The following is an 18,490-nucleotide window of genomic DNA, read 5'->3' on the forward strand; positions in this document are numbered from 1 at the left end:
ACAGGCAAATGTTCCAAAGAGAAAAAAAGGCGGTCTTCCCTTTTATTCTCTTTGGGTTATTTGACCCCGAGGGGCTAGGCGCTGGAGCTGGATTGCACAAAAAAGCGTTAGCGCCTCGATCAGCCCCGACAGGCAAATGTTCCAAAGAGAAAAAAAGGCGGTCTTCCCTTTTATTCTCTTTGGGTTATTTGACCCCGAGGGGCTAGGCGCTGGAGCTGGATTGCACAAAAAAGCGTTAGCGCCTCGATCAGCCCCGACAGGCAAATGTTCCAAAGAGAAAAAAAGGCGGTCTTCCCTTTTATTCTCTTTGGGTTATTTGACCCCGAGGGGCTAGGCGCTGGAGCTGGATTAAGAAACGCTCCCTAATTTTCGAACTAAACCTTTTATTTTCTTATCTTTTAAAAAAAGGAACCCTTCCTTCCAACAATTCACTTGGACAGGATGGATTCCTTTTTTACTAATACCAGAAAGCAAAACGAACAAAAATTTATTGTCACCCTTTAAGATTCCAACTCGGTCTTTACCTTGAGCCGAAATTCGGCATCACGCAAAAACTTCAATTGAAAACCATTCAGGTTCCTTGAGAGCTTTCGCTGCTCCAGGGGGCTGAGGTTGTCCGCAAGCAATACAAATTCTGTCTCGGCGCTTTTCTTGTCTTTTGCATACATAGCATTAGTCAGAACAAAAGCAGTCGAGCCTCCCTTTTGACCTGCATGTGCCAGCCACTCTTGGTTCTGCGGATTCGCCATAACACCCTCCATCACTGGATCAAGGAATTGATGAACAGAAGCACTGAAATATGTTTTACTGTTTAACTTTTCCATGATGGAAAGATAATCTTCTGCGGAGGCACCCGGCAAGCGATCTGACCAGATTCTCTGGACATCCATGTCCATTAACTTCAAAAGATCTTTCTTCTCTTGTGCTGACATTGGATGAGTCAGCCAGCTTTCTCCTATATCAGTTGCCAGCCGGCTGTATTCCCGCATCTCCATTTCCTTAAGCGCTTCAAGCAGTTCATCGTCAGAAAAAGAATGCTTCTCTTTCAAGTAGATAGGAACCGCCATCGCGCTTGTTATAGGATAAATCGGGTCGTGGCTCTCCAGGTTTAACGCTGCAAGAACCTGATTGATATTGGATTCTCCCAGTAAGTTCATTAAATAGTGCGTATTTGCGTTGGAGCTGAAGGCGACCATTCCTTTTGCCACTTCACTTAGAGGAACTTTGCCATCCACGTCTTCTATTTGAGAGAGCCAAGCCTCATGGGCTCCTCCATCTGTATGGGGAATATAAAAGTCATTCAGCGTCTTAAGACTGACCGGCTGCTCGGGATCAATCTTCCCTTCTGCTGCCTGCTGAGCATATTCTATTGCCAAGATGATTTTGACTGTGCTGGCGAGTGGAAGGACATGCCCTGCATTGATGTTCACCCATTCTTCGTTTTTATAACGGATTGCAAGCGCTGCCTCACCCCCCAATTGCTTTGCTCTAACAAGCTCAATAATATATTCAGGATTCTCTTTAACTATCTCTTTTTTGTACATTCGCACCCCGAGAATGAACACGAAAAGGATAATAAGAAGAATAATTGACACAATCACCATGGCGATTTTCATAATCAGCACATCAATCCTTTTTTATTAGTTTGGAAGATTTTCTGGAGAAACAAACTCAATCGTCACTCCATCTCCACCTTCCTCGTTCTGTTTTAATACATTTGCATATTTGATATAGCCAGGGACCACTGGTTCCTTAAAGGAATTTCTGGTTAAGGTCTCTATAGGGACCATTCCGGATAGATTGTCCAGGCTGCCCAACTCTTCTATTATTCGCTCCCTTGTTCCTTCTTGGGCGATCTCTGGAAGGAATATCAATTCAAGCCGGTACCTTAAAGAAAGATTTCTTCGCTCAAATCTCCCTCTTGATGAAAACGTGCCATCTGATAACACCTCCATGTAAACATCACCATCAGTATTGCTGAATGGTTCGACACGATAGTTTTTAATATCTTCCAATTCTGCATCACTCTTATACCTTCTAAGCCTGGCAAATACAATAGCTCCTGGAGGTATATTTGTTTTCCCTTGGATGCTGATTTCACTTCCGTTTAAAGTGGCTTGTCCTTCTAGTTTATATGTGGGTTCCCCTATAGGAGCTTTCTTCGTAGGTTCAGCGTTTGCTTCCACTGAGGTTTCTTTTTCATTAGAGTCCCCTAGGCTATCTTCTTCTTTTGCAGATTGGCTTCTCATCTTTTCAGCAGCAGAGCGGGCAAACTCTTCTTGTCCGGCCAAGTCAATCCGGCAGGCAGTAAGGACAGGAATGAGTAAAAGAAGAATGGCGAAAAGGAAAGTTTTCTTATTCATTAAATCACCTGTTTATTCAGAATTTTATTTACAATTCAGTTTCATTATTGTAACATTTTATGTGAAAAAAATGTTAGGATTTTCAAATAAGGAGGAGTTCCATGAGGCAAATTGCGAACACCTCATTTCATTTTTTCACTGTCGTACTTGGATTATTTCTCTTAAGTGGAATCAATTCATTATTGAATTATGATACAGAGCTTGTTCTTACTCTAGGAATCTATGCAGAACAAATGAAGCAGACTATTATAGACCTTGCTAATCTGTCCTCTCTCTATATTTACTGGGGAGAAGGAGACAAGCAGTATCCTATCACCACTGTGTTTTTCAATACATACGGCTATTCCTTTTCAATAATCTTAGCAGCATTCATCGCTGCGATTTCCGCTTCTGTCCTGCTAAGCTATTCCATCATGCTGATGCCACGGCGCCTATATCGCTTCACATTAAAAATCATCAATACTCTAGATGCTTTTCCAGATGTCTTTATTGTAGTCGCGTTTCAGTTATTCATCGTCTGGCTGTTCAAAAAAACCGGGGTACTGCTGTTCAATATTTATGCGTTCGGCGATGAAAGGACCTATTTCCTGCCTATCCTGTGTTTATCTATTCTGCCTATCGTATTTTTGTTAAAGCAATTTCTTTTTCAACTGAAAGAAGAAGAGTCCAAGCCCTATGTTGAATTCTCTTATGCCAAAGGTTTTAAAAAGACTTATACCTTGTGGGTGCACTTGTTCAGGAATGTATGGGTTCACTTCTTCTTTCACCTGAAGCCAATATTCCTGTTCATGCTTTCCAATCTATTGGTTATCGAGGTTCTGTTTAATATCAACGGCTTTATGACTGCATTGCTGAGGACGGCCACAACATCCTCCGCTGCATTCTTCATTGGCATGCTTCTTGTATTTGTCCCATTTTTCATCATATTCACTTTAGGTTCGTACCTTCTTGGAAAATGGTTGAATGGAGGAGAACAACATCTCTAAAACATTCATCTTTAAATTAGGCTTGCCCATCCTCTTGCTGGCTGGCCTGCTCATCACCAGTTTTTTGGTTCCGGTAGTGAATCCCGGCTATGACGAGGTAGTGGATTATTTGAAAGATGAAAATGGAAAAATCATTGCTGCTCCCCCTTTCACACCGAGCGAAATGCCTCCTGCAGGCAGTGACAGACTCGGCAGGAATCTCCTGCTCTTGCTTCTCACAGGGGCGAAATACACGATTTTCGCCGCTTTAACTGTGGCATTATTGCGGATTGCAGCCGGTTTCTTATTTGCTGTGATATACTCCTTCCTGCCGAATCGTTTAGGAAGATTTTTCAAAAACCTGGGTGAGTCTTTTCAATATATCCCGCTCGCCATCATTGTCTTTGCACTATTAGTGCCGTTAGAGGACATTTTCCAAGAAGATTATCTGACTTCGACCAACTATTTTGTCATTCAACTCTTTGCCATTGCGTTCATCACAATCCCCTCTCTTGCCGTTTATCTTGGCGAAGAGATGAAACTATTTATGAAACAAGAATTTATTGATGTTTCACGGACCATGGGGGCAAGCCGGTTTCATATTTTCAGGCGCCACCTGCTCCCTCAGTTCCGCAGAAACTCCATTGTCTTGTTTTCCGAGCAGGTATCACAGGCTCTCGCGCTGTTTATTCAACTTGGCATATTAATAATGGCACTCGGTGGACTTAAGATAGCAGACTTTGCCTTTAGCGGGTTGGACCCTTCCAATCCTGTATATTTCTCACATACCAATGAATGGGCTGCTACAATCAGCATAAACATTAACCAAATCTTTATTACACCGACCCTTGTAGTCGTACCATTGATCTTGTTTGCACTTACGATATTATGTTTTAATTCTATCAGTTCCACCTTAAGAAAACTGTTGATCGAGGAAGATTTTCCTGAAGCAGAGAAAGTAAAAGGACCTGTAGACAAACCGGCATCAGCTGTTGTCAGGGAGGATTTATTCACCATGAAGCACTAAATGAAAAAAGGATCAGAGGTATTCTCTGATCCTTTTTTCCGTTCACCCATTTATGTTTTTAAGGAGTCCCCCTTACTTGTTTTTTTCTTAAAGTTGAACCTCGCTCAATCCACTCAATCTGAACCTGGCTCTATCTACCCTTCTTTTAAACTCGTCTCCTATAGAGGCATTTTCCTCATTTCACTACTAATGCTGCCTTACTTTGCATAAATTGTACAAGCGATCAATTTGAAGGATCGTATTTCTACATACCAAGACTGTATAGTGAGGGGACGTTGGATGTTTGTCTTTATAGAAAAGGCTCTTTTGGCAATTGTTGCTTTAAGAATTTTATCAGGAAGCATAGAAATTGGCGCTGCCTTGCTTATGTTGAAATTCAACGATCTTGAGAAGGCGTTTGCCATCAATACCTTGCTGGCCCTTGTAGGACCGACAATATTTTTTTCTACCACGGCAATCGGGCTGATGGGTTTATCGGGGAAGATTTCACTGATGAAGGCCGTCTTTCTCATCTCGGGAGTGCTTTTAATTGGGTTAAGCTTAAAAATGAAATAAAGTATAGTGCCGGCCGGTCAATGTATGGCCGGCTTTTTTTATATGATTGCTTTGAATAAGATCTCTCCTGCTCCATGATAAAAACACATTCTAATACATGACACCCGCCCATTCATTCATAGGACATTCACCTATATCCTCCTCAGTAATATTCTGTTTACTGAGAGGAGGGTGTTTTTGTATGGTTTTATATAAAGAAGATGGTCCTGAAACAGAAAGTTTATCTCCATGGCAGAAAGATGCTATAAGCCGGTTCTCAGATAAAATGACGAGCAAGAAGAAATTCCCTTGCATTCCGGCCACTCAGGCATATGGGTTAAAGCATCTGCGTTATGGTTTTGCAGGCTTTCCAGGATCTGAATCCACGGGAATAGAGCTTGCTGAGATCCTTAAGCAATATTCCATAAAGAGCCGTGATTTCGGCAAGTATACCACACTGGTCGTTTTTTTTGATACACCAGCAGCCCTTGTAGAGACCAATACAGTGGAAGATTTTGAATTCTTATTCTGGAAGCTGCTGAACCAGTTGAATGAACAGGATGAACTAGACTGGCCGGCGCATATTCCAACTGAGCCCGAGGATTCACATTGGGAATTTTGCTTTCATGGAGAGCAGTACTTCATGTACTGTGCCACCCCGCTCCACAAGAACAGGGACAGCCGCTCTTTTCCCTACATGATGATGGCCATCACCCCGAGGTGGGTCCTGCAGGAATTTAATTCTAACCCAGCATACGCTGAGAAGGTGCAAAAGCAAATCCGGAAGAGACTGGATGATTATGATGACATAGAGGCACATCCCGAGTTGAAAAAGTACGGCAGTGAAGATAATTACGAATGGAAGCAATATTTCCTGAGAGACGATGATTCTGCTCTTTCCAAATGTCCTTTTCATAAAATGGTGAAGGCTTCCCGAGAAAAATGAACACCACCGGACTACCTTGTTCGGTTTACATAGCTTAGATTGCTGCTTACGGAAATCCCAAGGAGCAGATTCCCCCCCTGACTACTAGGGGTTTTTCTTTCTTGTTTTGGGAGTCTCTCTGGTGAACTACCAAAAATTCGTAATAAATAGCAACAAAGTTCACGAAAAGAGCCTAAATAAGACCCTTTCTGCAAAGGGCCTTGGTGAATCCTTACCTTCCTAAAGAAACTCCTTTGGCCAGCATACGGTCCAGCTCCTTTATTCCAAGAGTGCTGATTCTGTAGCAGATGGCTGAATACAGCACCGAGAACACAAGGGTTCCAAGAATGACTGCTAAATGGGATGCCCCCGAAACCGCTGGGCCAAGTATAGAGAACTTAATAATGTATAACAAAAGGAAAATACCTCCCGACAATGCAAGTCCACCAAAGAAAATCGCGGCCAGCCAATGTTTTAACAGCCTCATTCCCATTCCAAGACTCAACCCAAGCAGCCCTGTTCTCCGGATACAAAGGGATTTCTCTCTAATCGGGAACGCAGCTCTTTTCTTTTCATGATTACCAGGTTAGTAAGGTAAAATATAGTTAGTTATTTTCGGAATTAGTATAGAATAGCAACAAAGTTTACGAAAAGAGCCATATAAAATGACGCAGGTCTAGTATTATATGATAGAAGTAAACTCCTGTGCTTTCTTATCCAGTCCCTCAGCTGAGCTGCTGATTGCATCAAATTCCTGCATGGCGATATCTATTTGTTTCTGGCTCTCATCCACACTCTGCGAAATCCGCTCAATGCTGTCTGACACCTTTCCGACTTCCTTGACAATCCCGTCGATGTTATCCTTTACCTCTGTAATTGACATTGCGACCTTTTCAGACAGCTTGCGTACTTCCTTTGCGACCACATCAAACCCTCTTCCATGTTCGCCTGCACGGGCTGCTTCGATGGCAGCATTAAGCGCCAGCAAGTTGGTTTGTGCAGCGATTTCACGGATGGTTTTAACAATACCTGTAATAAAATTCGCCTGGTTCTGCAGGTTCTCAAGGTTTTGTTTATTTTCTTTTGATTCATAGGAAATTCTTTCGATGGTTGTCAGAAGTTCTTTGCTTCTCTTTATACCGATCTCGGAACGATTATGCAGCTGTTCGGACATTTCACTCAGGTGATCTGCCATATTAAGGATTTCAGTTTGTCTTTTGGTTATATTGGTTGCCACTTTTGAAACACCCACGACGCTTTGCCCATCTTCTGAATAAACCGGCATGTAGGTGGCCTCCAGCCATAACTTGTTTCCATGTGCATCCACCCGTTCTATTTTCCCTTGATAACTATTCCCTGCAAGAAGCTTTCTCCAAAACGCTTCATACTCCGGACTATTAGCAAAGGAGGGGAAACAGAACTTTTTATGCAGCATTCCCTGCATATCGGCTGCTATGTAACCCATAGAGTTCGCAAACAGCTCATTTACATAAGCCACTCGGCGGTTGACATCAAACCGGATGATTGCCAGATGTTGTTCGATTGCCTTTACTACCAGTTCGTCAGTCACTATATCCGAACTCTTTTTAGTCATTAACGTGTTCATATAAACCCCCATATGTAAGTAATTGTAATTTTTTATAATTTTTCGTCTATTTATTTTAACATTACCTTATACATAGGCCTTTAGCAACAGATTAATTCTTTTTTCATTGCAAGACCCAGAGCTGACTCTGGACCGGAAAGGCGTCTATTGGTTTCTTTGAAGCGTAAAGCCCAAGTAGCTTAAAGCGTTAGCAAGATTAGCCTCAATTTGAATATCTTTCAGATCGATATGGACCCTTACTGCCTGCATTGCGATTTCAGGACGGATTCCCGTCAGCATAGGTTCTACGCCCACTAGTTTCATCAAACTGACGATCCGCAGCAGGGAAGACACTACTTCATCATTGATATGTGTAATGCCTGATAAATCTATGACAAGATGTTCCAGGTGCACTTCCTGGCTTTTCATCAATGTTAATTCTACTATTCTTTCTGCTCTTTCTTCATTAATAATCCCAACAATCGGAAGAACCGCCACTCCTCGAGTAATGGGTACCAACGGAGCCGACAGTGTTTCAATCTGTTTATTAGCATGGTCAAGTTCAAGAACGAAGGAGAGCAGTGAACTCATCGTTTCAAATATTTTCTTCTGCTCCTCGGACAGTGTGAAGGGATCTGTATCAAGTCCGCATATGGTTCCATAGTTACTGCCGTCCTCATAATAAATAGGGATTCCCACAAAACCGCCGCTCCCCAAATCATGAGTGACATTTAAAGATTTGGTGGAATCATTTTTCGTTATATCGGGAATAATCAAGAGCTCCCTGCCTTTATCCACACTGACTTTACAGAAGGTATCCTTAAATGGAAGGGTGTCTCCTTCCCTGAGCAAGGACTTGTCCCTGTTCAGCACCTTAACAATTTCATTGTTTCTTCTGTCATTTTTCGCGATGAAAAGAGTATTGATGTTCATCAATTTCCCCATCATGCGGAGAATGCTGTCTGCCGCTTCCTCAAAGTTTCTGAAGTTCTGATTTTTTATGCTATTAAATTCACTAGAATAAGACATAAATTGAATTCCTTCCTGAAAAAACTGTAAACAATGTTATATACCCTTTGCGGCGTATAAGTAAACCATTAGAAAAGAGTTTATTAAGGAAAGAGTAATTCTGTTTCCTGCTTACCAGGTTATTTACGCTTAGTTATCGTTTTCAAAAAATTTATATAAAATAGCAGCAAAACTTTCCACAATACAGTTCACTCCTCAGCAGGAAAACATACCAAAATTAAAAGCTCATCTCCTTGCAAGGAAATGAGCCTTCTTTCATCCCTGGATGTCCCTCCGGCGGTATCCTGCAAATCCTGCAGCAGCTATAATAACAGCCAGAATTGTTAGAAGGATGACCTTCAGAAAATTCATTTCTTCAATCGGAAGTTCAGGTATGTGGGCAAACGGTGAAATATTTCCGACCCATTCATCAAATTGGAACAATCCGCCAAGGTAAACGACAAAGAATGAATAGCCTAAATAAAGCCAGGAAAGACCTGTTAATTTTGGCGCGAAGCCGACCAGCAGGACTGCAATGGTGATGAAGATCCACATCGCTGGAAGATACACCATCCCAGCCTGCAGGAAAGTACTGAATTCAATACTGTTTTCCAACGTTGCATTTGCTGCTGCTCCAAGGGCGAGGGAGGCGGCACCCTGCATGACGATAGTAACAATAAGGGAAAGAAAGAGGTAGCTGCCCATCATGCGGGTCCTTGAAACAGCTCGTGCCAGCAGATGTTCGGTACGTTGAGCTTTTTCTTCCCCTTTTAATTTCAAAACCGTCATCAGAGCTGGTACTGTGCTGATCATTGCGACTATAGACATGATTTTGGCCAGGAATTGTTCTGTTAGTGAAAACCCATCTGCCGAGGGCAGGAGCTTCTGCATCATTTCAATTTCACTGAAGAAAGATTCCAAATCTCCAAATATCGAACCGTAGGATGCCCCGATTAACAGCATCCCGACTGTCCACGAAATCAGTCCAGTGCGCTGAAGACGTGCTGCCAGCCCAAATGGACTCAGCAATAAAGAAGATGCAAATCGCTTTCCGGGACGAGCAGGAAGAAATCCTGATCCTAAATCCCTTATGGAATTCAAGTATATAGATACTAAAATCAATGCTCCAGATACAACCGCTGTCATGATGACCGGCCACCAATAATTATTGACATATACTTCTGAGCCCAGCACCCATCCCAGAGGGGAAAACCATGACAGGGTTTCGCCGCTGACATCTCCAATTGCACGAATTAAATAGGCGGCACCTAAAACCGTGAAGGAATATCCGATTGTTCCCCTTGAAGTCTCAGATAACTGTGCAAACACAGCTGTTATTCCTGTGAAGAAAAGTCCGGTCACCTCAAGAGCTGACCATATAGAAGAGACCCGTTCAAATCCATACTCTCTATTTGAAGGGCATATAATCCCAAACCAATAACAATAGCTAATATAAAACTGGTAAGAATCAAAGAAAAGTGAGCCGCCCCTAAGTTTGCCATCCGCCCGGCAGGCAGGGCCCTGATCATTTCAATTCGTCCGTCTTCTTCTTCAGCCCTCGTGTGCCGGGCAGTTAAAAGAATGCTCATCACAGCTACGACCATCGCTGTAAAAAGAAGCATCTCATGAGCAAACATCGCTCCATACGTATAATTGTCAATGCCATATGCTTTCCCAAGCATAGCGGTCATGGCGGGATTCATCATTGTTTCCGCAATCGCCTCTCTGCTCTCCTTAGTTGGATACAACTCTTTGAAGGATTGAGCCGTCATAAAGGACAACAAGGATAGTGATAGAATCCAAACTGGAATTCTTATCCGGTCTTGTCTCAGGATGAATCGAAGCAGCATTCCGGTATTTTTCAAAGGAAGACCTTTCATTACACCCCACCTCCATCTCCTGTGTCAGATGATTTTGCAGAAGAATCGTAATGACGCATGAACAAGTCTTCAAGCGCAGGCGGAGCACTTTCCAGCCGTGTTACCCCAAAGCCGCTGACATACTGGATGACTTCTGACAGTCTTTCTGAGTCGACTTGAAGAGAAAGTTCAGCTCCATTTTGTTTAAGATTGTGTACCCCTTTTAACTCATTTAATGAAATAACCGGTTCCCTGGTTTCAACAATCAAGTTGGTGTGAGTCAAATGTCTGAGTTCCTTCAAAGACCCCGTTTCAATGATTTCTCCCTGTCTGATAATCCCTACTCTGTCACACAGTTTTTCAACTTCTGACAGGATATGACTGGATAGGAGCACACTTTTACCCTCTGCCTTCACTCCAGCCACACAATCCTGAAACACTCTCTCCATTAAGGGATCGAGGCCTGATGTAGGTTCATCAAGGATATAAAGATCTGCCCCTGAAGCGAAGGCAGCAGCAAGCGCAACTTTCTGCCGGTTCCCTTTAGAATATGTTCTGCATTTTTTGGTTGGATCGAGACTGAACCTCTCGATCATTTCTTCCCTCGTATCCTTATTTGCGGCTCCTCTTAATTTCATGAATAGATCAATCACTTCACCGCCGGTAAGATTTGGCCATAGATTTACATCACCGGGCACATACGCGATTCGTTTGTGGATCTCCACTGCATTCTTCCAGGCATCCAATCCGAAAATAGAGGCTTCTCCCTTTGTCGCTTTTAACGCTCCCAGCAGAATACGGATGGTGGTTGACTTACCTGCTCCATTTGGACCGATGAACCCATAAACCTCTCCTTCATTCACTTCTATGTCCACACCATTCAGCGCCGTGAATTCACCAAATGTTTTGGTTAAATTGGTTGTTTCTAAAACGGCCATCCCCCATACCTCCCTTTTTTCAATGCCTATTTATAGAATGATTTCTTTAGTACTTTCAAGTACTCTTCCATTTCCAAAATGGTTTCTTCTATACCTATCTCCTTTAAGCCCATCCCTTTCACTTTTGCCTGCATCCTGTTTGAAAAGCCTTCCAATGACCAGGTGATGATATCTTTCGCTTTTTCAACATCTATCCCTTCCCTGAATTTACTTGTATCGATATCCCCCATCATTTCTTTGTAATTATTGCTGAGAAATTCATTCTTCCTCTTTTCCAATTCCAAATGAATGACAGGATCTTCTTCAAAAAAGATGCCATTAAAGTAATCGAAGACATGAGGGTACTGATGGAACATTTTGATTTTGACTGATGACATTTCCATATGACGGTCAAAAATGTCTTTGATTTCCCAATCCACTTCTCTTTTCATTTTTTCAATTAACAGTTGAACAAAATGATCGAATAGAAATAAATAAAGTTCTTTTTTATTATTGAAATAATGAAAAATCAACCCTTTTGAGATCTTTGCTTCTTTCACAATTTCATTGGTAGAGGCATTTTTAAAGCCTTTTTGAGCAAATTCTTTTAATGCTGCATTTAAGATTCTGTCTTGTTTTTCTTGTTCAAGACTGAAAAATTTCTCATCCATATGTTCACCTCCACTGGATCAAAATTTACGTTGACCAACCCGGTCAATATGATCATACACCCGTTGACCAAACTGGTCAATAAGGTTTTTTATTTAGGTAACTTTAAAAGCTAAATAAAAAAACAACTCACATTGAGTTGTTCTTTAAGCACTTTCTGCTGATTATCTAAGAAATATTAGACCTTAACCATCCTCCTGCTTAACCTCAACCATACCGGTACGCTGGAGGAAAAGGGCAGTTCTCCTTGTGCATCTATAAAATTAGGTTTTTCTTCCCTGCAGATCTCTCGGAAAGTTTTTTCCGATCAGCTGCGGTCGGCGGTTCTTCAAGCCAGCCATTGCTTATCATCATGGTTAGACCGTCATCCGCATACTTTCCAACTCCTGCTTTTAGAGAAATGAATTGGGCATGTATATTATGCCGAAGAATTTTTGATAAGGCCGCTCCATAATTCATAATTCCAGTCGCACTGGCCATTGAAGCGTGTGTAAGCATCAATCTATCAGAGAAAGGGGAGCTAGTTGAATCGGTTACCTGGTCATCCAGGACACGGGGACTCGTAAGGTCTTCTCTCAAAAGAAAGGTACTTAGTTCTCTGATTTGCTTGTCTGCCAGCTGAGAGCCTTCCCTGAAGAAATTACGCAGTTTTTCAGAAGAGGCAACCTGGCTGAATCTAAGCATAAGGGCTTTGCTCCAAGCACATTCGTGTGAATGTTTTTCTGCAGATGCTTGATCTCCAATGCCCGCAGAGGCCTGCTGTTACACATAACGATTGAAATGAACGACTCCTTTTCGCCACAGTACGCCTTTTGAGGATATGAGATTTCAGGAGAAGTAATATCAAATTCCTTTTGCCATCAGCAAAGCAATGCCTTATATATATCCAGCTAGTTGTCCTTATGCGGCATCCCGGGAGGATAGTAATATGGCGGTACTTTTAGCCATCCCCGTTTTCTCATCAGTGTTTTTAAAGTGGTTCCAAAATTCGTCCATTCTGTATAAAAACCAAACCACATAAGTCCTATATCATTCCTGACAGCGTCTGCCTGCCCCTTCGCGCATGCAAGCATACATGTGACCAATTTGAAGGCTATTCCATTGGTGATTTCATCATCCGTTAATTTCACTCCCAAAGGAATGGAATTAGACTGCGATTCTGGTTTTGATGAGGTGACGTCCGGCAAAGGAATCCCTTCTGTTTTCATAAAAATGGTCATCTTCTCTACCTGTGACTCACATACTCTGATTACATCGGTAAGCATCTCTCTTACTTCATCATCCACTGTGGTGTTCATCCCGATTTCTTCATAACGGATAAATTCCTCCATCAGAGTTATATACTTCCAGCAATCTCCTGCTTCAATAATATGTAATGGGACCTTAGGTTCATCTTGGTTATCAACCATGGTTTTAATTGTATTCCATACTGCCTCAAATGGGTTTCCCAATGAATACACCTCCTACTCCTTATTGTTTCTAATTAATTGGAAAAAATGTAAATGGTTTTGAATTCTCCAATAGAAAATGTATGTAAACTTCTCCCTCAGGAAAAAATAATTATAACAGGAGGGATACGATGACATCGATTTTCGATTCAATGAAAGAGTTTATACAAATGAGCCTGGATGGTGAACCTAGTAATCCCCTGCATGTCGGTGAAGTAATGAGCTGCTGGATGTATATGGCGCTTATGGATGAAGCTACAATTTATATCCAGATGGGACTCAACTCTACCTTTGATGATGAAGTGAGAAGTATGTTGATTAAAAGCTTAAAACAATGCGAGGCTCAAGGTCAGCGTTTTAAAGAGTTCATGAAACAGGAAGGGGTCCATTTGCCCAGAACAAGCGAACCCCGGCCGGATTCAGATCCTAATAGCGTTCCTCTAGGAGTTAAGATGACAGATGATGAAATCATGAATGGAGTAAGTATGAAGACAGTAGCGGCAGTCATGCATTGTGCAGCCGCGGCGAGCCAGTCCATCCGTAATGATGTCAGCTTGTTGTTCACTCAATGCATGCTGGAAAAGATGAAGTATGGGACAGAATTAAAAGGGGTAATGAGAAATAAAGGGTGGATCAAAGTACCGCCTTATTACTATCCTCCGGGAATGCCTAAAGAGAGATAATGAAGAGAAATCCACTCTGGATTTTTCTTTTTTCTTTTAGCTTCTTTCTAAAGGCTATATTCGTGTAATTAGTTTTATCATTTCCTAATCATGAAAAAAGAAGCCTTTCCTAAATGGAAAGACTCCTTCGGGGCAGTGTAATCAGCCGCCCATTTTTCTGCGCGTGACGCTCGCTTTTTTAGACTGCTGGCTCTTCATACGCTGATTACCGGCAAACCCGCCGCTTTGTTGTTTGCCATTTCCTTGTGCTTGTTTCTTTCTCTTAAGCTGCTGCTTCATAGCTTCTTGTAAGCTGACTTTCTTTTGATCCTGCTGTGTATTTTCGTTTTGGTTCATTTCATTTGTCATTATGCTTTTCTCCTTCACACGTAATGCATGTGTATAGTTATTACGTACACATCCATTATAATACAACCATCTGAATAAAACATCTTTAATTTCACTTCACAGCTTCCAACGAAAGATTGGGGACTGTCCCCTGTTACTTCAGCGCAGCAGAGTGCTTTCTTATTGCTATACTTCTGATAGATGCCCGATCTGGTTGAATTTTTTGAGGCTCCATTTATTATCCTGGAAGTGGATCGTATTGATGCAAGCGTTAACGAGGCGGGTTTCGCCATAGATAAATTTCTCTGGGGAAAGCTTAGCAAGCAGGAGCCCGATCAAAGCTCCATGTGCGACCAGCAGGACATTTTTATCTGGAAACCTTCGCTGAATTTCTTTCACTCCCCTTATTGCTCGATCTACCACTTCTTCTCTGGATTCCTGCCCCGGGCTTCCTCCATTCGGATACTTTCTAAGGCTTTCTTCTATTAATAAGCCTTCAGCTTCACCAAAATATCTTTCAGCGAACTCTTCCATCTCCAGTAATGGAAGCTGTAATCTTTCATTAATGATCTCGGCTGTTCTTTTAGCCCTTTTTAAAGGAGAAGTGAAGATTACATCCCATTCTTCCTTATAAAGATAATCTCTTGCTTCTGCAGCCTGCCGTTCACCTGTCTCATTTAAGTCAATGTCAGTTCTACCCTGCAATCTTCTCTCTTTGTTCCAATCTGTCTGGCCATGACGGACGATACATATCTTGGTCATTCCTTCTCCCCCCATTGGTATTTCTGCTTTATAAAATACATAACATTCACTTAGTACACTATCAAAATATAGAAATAATTTGAAGACCTGACCCTGCTCTATCAAAGATCTTCCAAGCGTTTTCTAAACAGACATCATGTTAAGCTGCCCTTCATTTACTAATCTCTCCTGCCTTTCACTATTATCTCATAGTTCCTCAATAGCGGAATTTGAATGACACAAGATACTCGTCCACTATTTTTGAAAATATTTACATATAAATATAGTAATATATGAAAATTTGCAAGATTTTCTTTTCATATATTACTAATTCATAAGGAGTGAAAGATTTATGTCTAATAAGTATTCCTTTCCGGGACACAGTAAGAAAAAGCACTGCGACAAATCTAAAGTGAATAGTGTTTCCTGCCAGGCCGATTCTTATCATGTACCCGGCGGAACGTATGTCCCTGTCATTTTGGCCTATATTAATCTGGAAACGGACATTGCTTCACATGTGACATTGCCTTCTCCGGCTAAAGAAATTAAATCCATCAAGAAAAATGTATCACTTAAACAATGTGAAGTCTTGAAACATCCCGGCTCAAGAGGAAAAGCGAAAATCTTTGTTAAAGGAACCATACACAAAAATATTCAATATGTAGAATCCTGCAATGGATATTTAAGGGATTACAGTGTTGATGTTCCATTCACTTGCATAGATGAAATATTTATTCCTGGAGCTGACAGGGAACTGAAAAGTCAAAAGAGTTCTCTTACCCATGAATATAAATACTCTTCAAAAAATAAGCTTGGAGCTGATCCGCATAAATCCGGTTCTTATACACACGAATATTTCAATGAGCCGATTGAGTGTGTGTTGAAGTCCGCTGATATTATGGAAATCGACCTCTTCAAGGACTTTAAAAATGGCCGATTTACCAACTTAACAGAAAGAATGGAAGTCAATCTATGGTTGATGCTTGTTCAAAATCAAGAGCGATTTGCTTTCCGTTATGAAGATGCCCCCGATTGCCCCCGATTAGAAGATGAAGTGGAGGAGCAGGAAGAACTTCCTTCAGAACAAAAACCATCCAAACCGATTCTGGATCTTATCCAAGAAAGAATCGATAGAATGAACAGTTGATTTAATGGGTGTCTATTTTATAGACACCCTGTTTTATAGTACCAACGAAACCAGTTGTTTCTGGACTCCTTCTATTGAAACTTTTGCTGTTCCTTGGACACCCAGCCGTGTCTTCCCTTCTTTCCCCTTTTGAAGTTCATCATGCCAGATTAAATTAAATGACCGAAGATCAATAGTTATGGGCTGAGCCAATTTTTCTTCCCATACTCTGTGAGTGGAGGGCAAATGGTCATTTTTTTCTCTGAAATCATACTCGCCTCTGTGTGAACAAGAAAAATCAGGAGGATATTTCCAATCGACCGTAACCGTTTTATGCAAAGGTAGGAACATTTTCAGGGATTGAAGGCTTCCATCCTTCTCTGAAACAAAATCAACATCTGCGGAAAGAATCAGTTCAAGAAAAACTTTATTGGAAGGAAGAAGAACACACCCTTTATAGCTTTTAACACTCCATTCAACTTTTGAAACGGAGGATAGCGGGCGCATAAGGGTAAAACTGTTAAAAAGCTCGATCTCCACTTCTTCTTGAATCAGAAGGACTGGAAGTAAGGCTTGAAGTCGTTTGCTTGGCAGCACGTCTTCTGCTAGTGGGCATTCTTTCTCTTCAGGCTGTTTTTCTGCTTGTTTATGGCTGTCACTATTGACTGTTTTTTCCGCTACTTCTTCCTTATCAAGGCTGCTATTATCAATTGTTTCCTCAACTTCTTCTGGGAGCTCATCCTCATTCAGGTTTTCTAGAACTGGTGAATCAACCACACTTCTTTCTTTTTCATAAAGAAATTCATCTTCATCTTCCGGCACTGGAATGACTTCATCTTTCCTGTATCGTTCCACTGCCTTATATTCTTCGTCCTTGTCAGCCTTCTTCAGCAGTTGTGTTGACACAATGGGAGGAGGCGGCAGGATAAGGGGGCTGCTGGTTTTTTTCTGGATTTTCTGTTGAGGTTTTTCTTCGTTTTCTTCTCTATTAACTTCTTTACTGTAAAATGTACTCGGGTATACCTGGTCTTGCCCAAGTCCTTTTCTATTTCTTCTTAGAATATGGGGCATTACTATATTTTCTCTGGGTTCCAACATTTTCACCTCCTTCAACTAACTCGGAGCATTCACTTTTTTCTGCAGTACTGACAGCAGAATCTATATATTTTAAAAATGGAATAGGGATTACACTATGATCTAGTATAACCCCTGGCATATTGAATCTTAGTAGTGGTCATCCTCATCACAATCTTGACGATGGTGGTGGTCATCATTCGTCGTGGAAGCCACACGTATTTGCTGGTCTTGGATGACTCTAAGGGTGAAATCCAGCACCATCTTCTCTTCAATTGTTCTAAAAACTCCTTCTGCCAGCGGAGCATCTTTTCCTATCATTTTCCTATCGATTGCTTCATCCCATTCGATGATCTTGCTTGAAACTAGTTCACAGTAAGGCAGTTCGTTGTAGTATTGTGTGCTGGATTGATGGAACTGAGATAAATCGCTCGACAATAATTCATCTTTTACAGGAAATCCTGATGGAAGGGATTGAGATACGAAGAAATCAAATTCTTCCCTTGAATTCATTTGAGGCTGCACTGGTGCCGAAAGATAATGTTCGATCTCAGTGACCAATTGGAACGGAATGTCTACAGTATAGGAATGCAGGTCTGATGCAATTGATTTACTTGTTGCATGCTCGATGTCACCTGAAGGGCTGGCATATTGGATGTTCTTGCGGACAAATCCGCTGACAAACAGTTTATTAGAAGGAAGAAGAAGACGGCATTGAGTGATTTTCACCCTTTTCTTGACGTCTTTGATCTCCAGCACCGGCTCAGGAAATGTAATCTTGGCTGTCATATCCGCAGTTAAAGCAAGTTCGGCCAGAACGACAGGCACCTTTGTAACCAATTTACCAATATTCACATTTGGATGATGATGTTTAGGTTTGCAGAAGCTTTCATTATTTTCTTTGTATGAATCAGACATTTATAGTCCTCCTTAAAAATCAAGATAATTCACATTATGTTATGCATTCGTCTATGTATAGGCATGCGCCCATGGGCAAGTTGGAAATTTTTAGACGATTGTCCCGGTCGTAAGATAATGAAGTGGTGGATTGGCTTAGAAATTAATGAAGTGCACCTGCTTCAAAAACCTAACCTTCCTCCCTGTACATTGCTGCTTTTGAAAAAATCCCAAGAGCCGGATTTTTTCCCTTGGATACCAGGCATTTCTCTATTCTTTTAACAGTATTTTCCGGGTCTATAATGACACTATCTTTCTCAATTAATTTCAAATAGCCACAAA

The 18,490-nt window shown here is 41.5% G+C and carries 21 protein-coding genes; 6 read left to right on the forward strand and 15 right to left on the reverse strand.

Going from position 1 to position 18,490, the window contains the following annotated elements; all coding sequences use genetic code 11:
• Positions 1 to 500 precede the first annotated feature (500 nt).
• Both FZC78_RS03385 and FZC78_RS03390 read right to left on the reverse strand, forming a co-directional pair.
• Positions 501 to 1,616 (reverse strand): serine hydrolase, encoded by a 1,116-nt coding sequence (locus tag FZC78_RS03385; protein WP_148938782.1) that lies wholly within the window; start codon positions 1,614 to 1,616, stop codon positions 501 to 503.
• A 24-nt stretch (positions 1,617 to 1,640) separates the two neighbouring features.
• On the reverse strand, positions 1,641 to 2,363 hold the full coding sequence (locus FZC78_RS03390) for a hypothetical protein (RefSeq protein ID WP_148938267.1): 723 nt from the start codon (positions 2,361 to 2,363) through the stop codon (positions 1,641 to 1,643).
• 101 nt (positions 2,364 to 2,464) lie between these two features.
• Here FZC78_RS03390 and FZC78_RS03395 point away from each other — a divergent pair, with 101 nt between their 5' ends.
• The 4 genes from FZC78_RS03395 to FZC78_RS03410 all read left to right on the forward strand — a co-directional run bounded on the left by FZC78_RS03395 (position 2,465) and on the right by FZC78_RS03410 (position 5,835).
• The gene (locus FZC78_RS03395; RefSeq protein ID WP_148938268.1) at positions 2,465 to 3,349 is read left to right on the forward strand and encodes an ABC transporter permease subunit; all 885 of its coding nucleotides are present in this window, start codon (positions 2,465 to 2,467) and stop codon (positions 3,347 to 3,349) included.
• Positions 3,327 to 4,355, forward strand: a complete 1,029-nt coding sequence (locus FZC78_RS03400; RefSeq protein ID WP_148938269.1) for an ABC transporter permease subunit — start codon at positions 3,327 to 3,329, stop codon at positions 4,353 to 4,355. Before FZC78_RS03395 ends, FZC78_RS03400 begins: the two co-directional genes overlap by 23 nt.
• A 279-nt stretch (positions 4,356 to 4,634) precedes the next feature.
• A complete protein-coding gene (locus tag FZC78_RS03405; protein WP_148938270.1) occupies positions 4,635 to 4,910 on the forward strand; it encodes a YqhV family protein in 276 nt (91 codons plus the stop codon).
• Positions 4,911 to 5,091: 181 nt separating this feature from the next.
• Positions 5,092 to 5,835, forward strand: coding sequence for a YqcI/YcgG family protein (locus FZC78_RS03410; RefSeq protein WP_148938271.1), 744 nt, complete (start codon positions 5,092 to 5,094; stop codon positions 5,833 to 5,835).
• A 211-nt stretch (positions 5,836 to 6,046) separates the two neighbouring features.
• On the opposite strand, the gene FZC78_RS03415 is transcribed toward FZC78_RS03410, so the two are convergent.
• The 9 genes from FZC78_RS03415 to FZC78_RS03450 all read right to left on the reverse strand — a co-directional run bounded on the left by FZC78_RS03415 (position 6,047) and on the right by FZC78_RS03450 (position 13,303).
• On the reverse strand, positions 6,047 to 6,229 hold the full coding sequence (locus FZC78_RS03415; protein ID WP_148938272.1) for a hypothetical protein: 183 nt from the start codon (positions 6,227 to 6,229) through the stop codon (positions 6,047 to 6,049).
• A gap of 267 nt (positions 6,230 to 6,496) precedes the next feature.
• On the reverse strand, positions 6,497 to 7,420 hold the full coding sequence (locus FZC78_RS03420; protein WP_148938273.1) for a methyl-accepting chemotaxis protein: 924 nt from the start codon (positions 7,418 to 7,420) through the stop codon (positions 6,497 to 6,499).
• 144 nt (positions 7,421 to 7,564) lie between these two features.
• Positions 7,565 to 8,428: an STAS domain-containing protein gene (locus FZC78_RS03425; protein ID WP_148938274.1), complete on the reverse strand. Its 864-nt coding sequence runs from the start codon at positions 8,426 to 8,428 to the stop codon at positions 7,565 to 7,567.
• A gap of 255 nt (positions 8,429 to 8,683) precedes the next feature.
• A complete protein-coding gene (locus FZC78_RS03430; RefSeq protein WP_353733559.1) occupies positions 8,684 to 9,736 on the reverse strand; it encodes an ABC transporter permease in 1,053 nt (350 codons plus the stop codon).
• Positions 9,737 to 9,765: 29 nt separating this feature from the next.
• Entirely contained in the window at positions 9,766 to 10,287 is a 522-nt protein-coding gene (locus FZC78_RS24695; protein WP_353733560.1) for a hypothetical protein, read from the reverse strand.
• Positions 10,287 to 11,204 carry an ABC transporter ATP-binding protein gene (locus FZC78_RS03435; RefSeq protein WP_148938275.1) on the reverse strand — a complete coding sequence of 306 codons (918 nt, stop codon included), beginning with the start codon at positions 11,202 to 11,204 and terminating at the stop codon, positions 10,287 to 10,289. Before FZC78_RS03435 ends, FZC78_RS24695 begins: the two co-directional genes overlap by 1 nt.
• Positions 11,205 to 11,230: 26 nt before the next feature.
• On the reverse strand, positions 11,231 to 11,854 hold the full coding sequence (locus FZC78_RS03440; protein WP_148938276.1) for a TetR/AcrR family transcriptional regulator: 624 nt from the start codon (positions 11,852 to 11,854) through the stop codon (positions 11,231 to 11,233).
• A gap of 253 nt (positions 11,855 to 12,107) precedes the next feature.
• On the reverse strand, positions 12,108 to 12,536 hold the full coding sequence (locus FZC78_RS03445) for a DUF3231 family protein (RefSeq protein WP_148938277.1): 429 nt from the start codon (positions 12,534 to 12,536) through the stop codon (positions 12,108 to 12,110).
• Positions 12,537 to 12,742: 206 nt separating this feature from the next.
• On the reverse strand, positions 12,743 to 13,303 hold the full coding sequence (locus tag FZC78_RS03450; RefSeq protein WP_148938278.1) for a DUF3231 family protein: 561 nt from the start codon (positions 13,301 to 13,303) through the stop codon (positions 12,743 to 12,745).
• Between the two features lie 128 nt (positions 13,304 to 13,431).
• On the opposite strand from FZC78_RS03450, the gene FZC78_RS03455 reads away from it, so the two are divergent.
• Complete coding sequence (locus FZC78_RS03455; RefSeq protein WP_148938279.1) at positions 13,432 to 13,983, forward strand: DUF3231 family protein; 552 nt, start codon at positions 13,432 to 13,434, stop codon at positions 13,981 to 13,983.
• Positions 13,984 to 14,124: 141 nt separating this feature from the next.
• On the opposite strand, the gene FZC78_RS03460 is transcribed toward FZC78_RS03455, so the two are convergent.
• Both FZC78_RS03460 and FZC78_RS03465 read right to left on the reverse strand, forming a co-directional pair.
• Positions 14,125 to 14,331 carry a hypothetical protein gene (locus FZC78_RS03460; RefSeq protein ID WP_252183487.1) on the reverse strand — a complete coding sequence of 69 codons (207 nt, stop codon included), beginning with the start codon at positions 14,329 to 14,331 and terminating at the stop codon, positions 14,125 to 14,127.
• Positions 14,332 to 14,496: 165 nt separating this feature from the next.
• On the reverse strand, positions 14,497 to 15,072 hold the full coding sequence (locus tag FZC78_RS03465) for a histidine phosphatase family protein (RefSeq protein ID WP_148938280.1): 576 nt from the start codon (positions 15,070 to 15,072) through the stop codon (positions 14,497 to 14,499).
• 331 nt (positions 15,073 to 15,403) lie between these two features.
• On the opposite strand from FZC78_RS03465, the gene FZC78_RS03470 reads away from it, so the two are divergent.
• Positions 15,404 to 16,198 (forward strand): CsxC family protein, encoded by a 795-nt coding sequence (locus FZC78_RS03470; RefSeq protein ID WP_148938281.1) that lies wholly within the window; start codon positions 15,404 to 15,406, stop codon positions 16,196 to 16,198.
• A gap of 33 nt (positions 16,199 to 16,231) precedes the next feature.
• Here FZC78_RS03470 and FZC78_RS03475 read toward each other — a convergent pair whose 3' ends face one another.
• Both FZC78_RS03475 and FZC78_RS03480 read right to left on the reverse strand, forming a co-directional pair.
• Complete coding sequence (locus FZC78_RS03475; protein ID WP_148938282.1) at positions 16,232 to 17,275, reverse strand: hypothetical protein; 1,044 nt, start codon at positions 17,273 to 17,275, stop codon at positions 16,232 to 16,234.
• Positions 17,276 to 17,401: 126 nt separating this feature from the next.
• Positions 17,402 to 18,169, reverse strand: a complete 768-nt coding sequence (locus FZC78_RS03480) for a CsxC family protein (RefSeq protein ID WP_148938283.1) — start codon at positions 18,167 to 18,169, stop codon at positions 17,402 to 17,404.
• Positions 18,170 to 18,490: the final 321 nt, after the last annotated feature.

The sequence above is a fragment of the Rossellomorea vietnamensis genome (assembly GCF_008180415.1).
GTDB lineage: Bacteria > Bacillota > Bacilli > Bacillales > Bacillaceae_B > Rossellomorea > Rossellomorea vietnamensis_C.

Bases quoted from the DNA above. Each gene is read 5' to 3' on its own strand.
- FZC78_RS03385 (WP_148938782.1), bottom strand. From the start codon at position 1,616: ATGAAAATCGCCATGGTGATTGTGTCAATTATTCTTCTTATTATCCTT.
- FZC78_RS03390 (WP_148938267.1), bottom strand. From the start codon at position 2,363: ATGAATAAGAAAACTTTCCTTTTCGCCATTCTTCTTTTACTCATTCCT.
- FZC78_RS03395 (WP_148938268.1), top strand. From the start codon at position 2,465: ATGAGGCAAATTGCGAACACCTCATTTCATTTTTTCACTGTCGTACTT.
- FZC78_RS03400 (WP_148938269.1), top strand. From the start codon at position 3,327: ATGGAGGAGAACAACATCTCTAAAACATTCATCTTTAAATTAGGCTTG.
- FZC78_RS03405 (WP_148938270.1), top strand. From the start codon at position 4,635: ATGTTTGTCTTTATAGAAAAGGCTCTTTTGGCAATTGTTGCTTTAAGA.
- FZC78_RS03410 (WP_148938271.1), top strand. From the start codon at position 5,092: ATGGTTTTATATAAAGAAGATGGTCCTGAAACAGAAAGTTTATCTCCA.
- FZC78_RS03420 (WP_148938273.1), bottom strand. From the start codon at position 7,420: ATGAACACGTTAATGACTAAAAAGAGTTCGGATATAGTGACTGACGAA.
- FZC78_RS03425 (WP_148938274.1), bottom strand. From the start codon at position 8,428: ATGTCTTATTCTAGTGAATTTAATAGCATAAAAAATCAGAACTTCAGA.
- FZC78_RS24695 (WP_353733560.1), bottom strand. From the start codon at position 10,287: ATGAAAGGTCTTCCTTTGAAAAATACCGGAATGCTGCTTCGATTCATC.
- FZC78_RS03435 (WP_148938275.1), bottom strand. From the start codon at position 11,204: ATGGCCGTTTTAGAAACAACCAATTTAACCAAAACATTTGGTGAATTC.
- FZC78_RS03440 (WP_148938276.1), bottom strand. From the start codon at position 11,854: ATGGATGAGAAATTTTTCAGTCTTGAACAAGAAAAACAAGACAGAATC.
- FZC78_RS03445 (WP_148938277.1), bottom strand. From the start codon at position 12,536: ATGCTTAGATTCAGCCAGGTTGCCTCTTCTGAAAAACTGCGTAATTTC.
- FZC78_RS03455 (WP_148938279.1), top strand. From the start codon at position 13,432: ATGACATCGATTTTCGATTCAATGAAAGAGTTTATACAAATGAGCCTG.
- FZC78_RS03460 (WP_252183487.1), bottom strand. From the start codon at position 14,331: ATGACAAATGAAATGAACCAAAACGAAAATACACAGCAGGATCAAAAG.
- FZC78_RS03465 (WP_148938280.1), bottom strand. From the start codon at position 15,072: ATGACCAAGATATGTATCGTCCGTCATGGCCAGACAGATTGGAACAAA.
- FZC78_RS03470 (WP_148938281.1), top strand. From the start codon at position 15,404: ATGTCTAATAAGTATTCCTTTCCGGGACACAGTAAGAAAAAGCACTGC.
- FZC78_RS03475 (WP_148938282.1), bottom strand. From the start codon at position 17,275: ATGTTGGAACCCAGAGAAAATATAGTAATGCCCCATATTCTAAGAAGA.
- FZC78_RS03480 (WP_148938283.1), bottom strand. From the start codon at position 18,169: ATGTCTGATTCATACAAAGAAAATAATGAAAGCTTCTGCAAACCTAAA.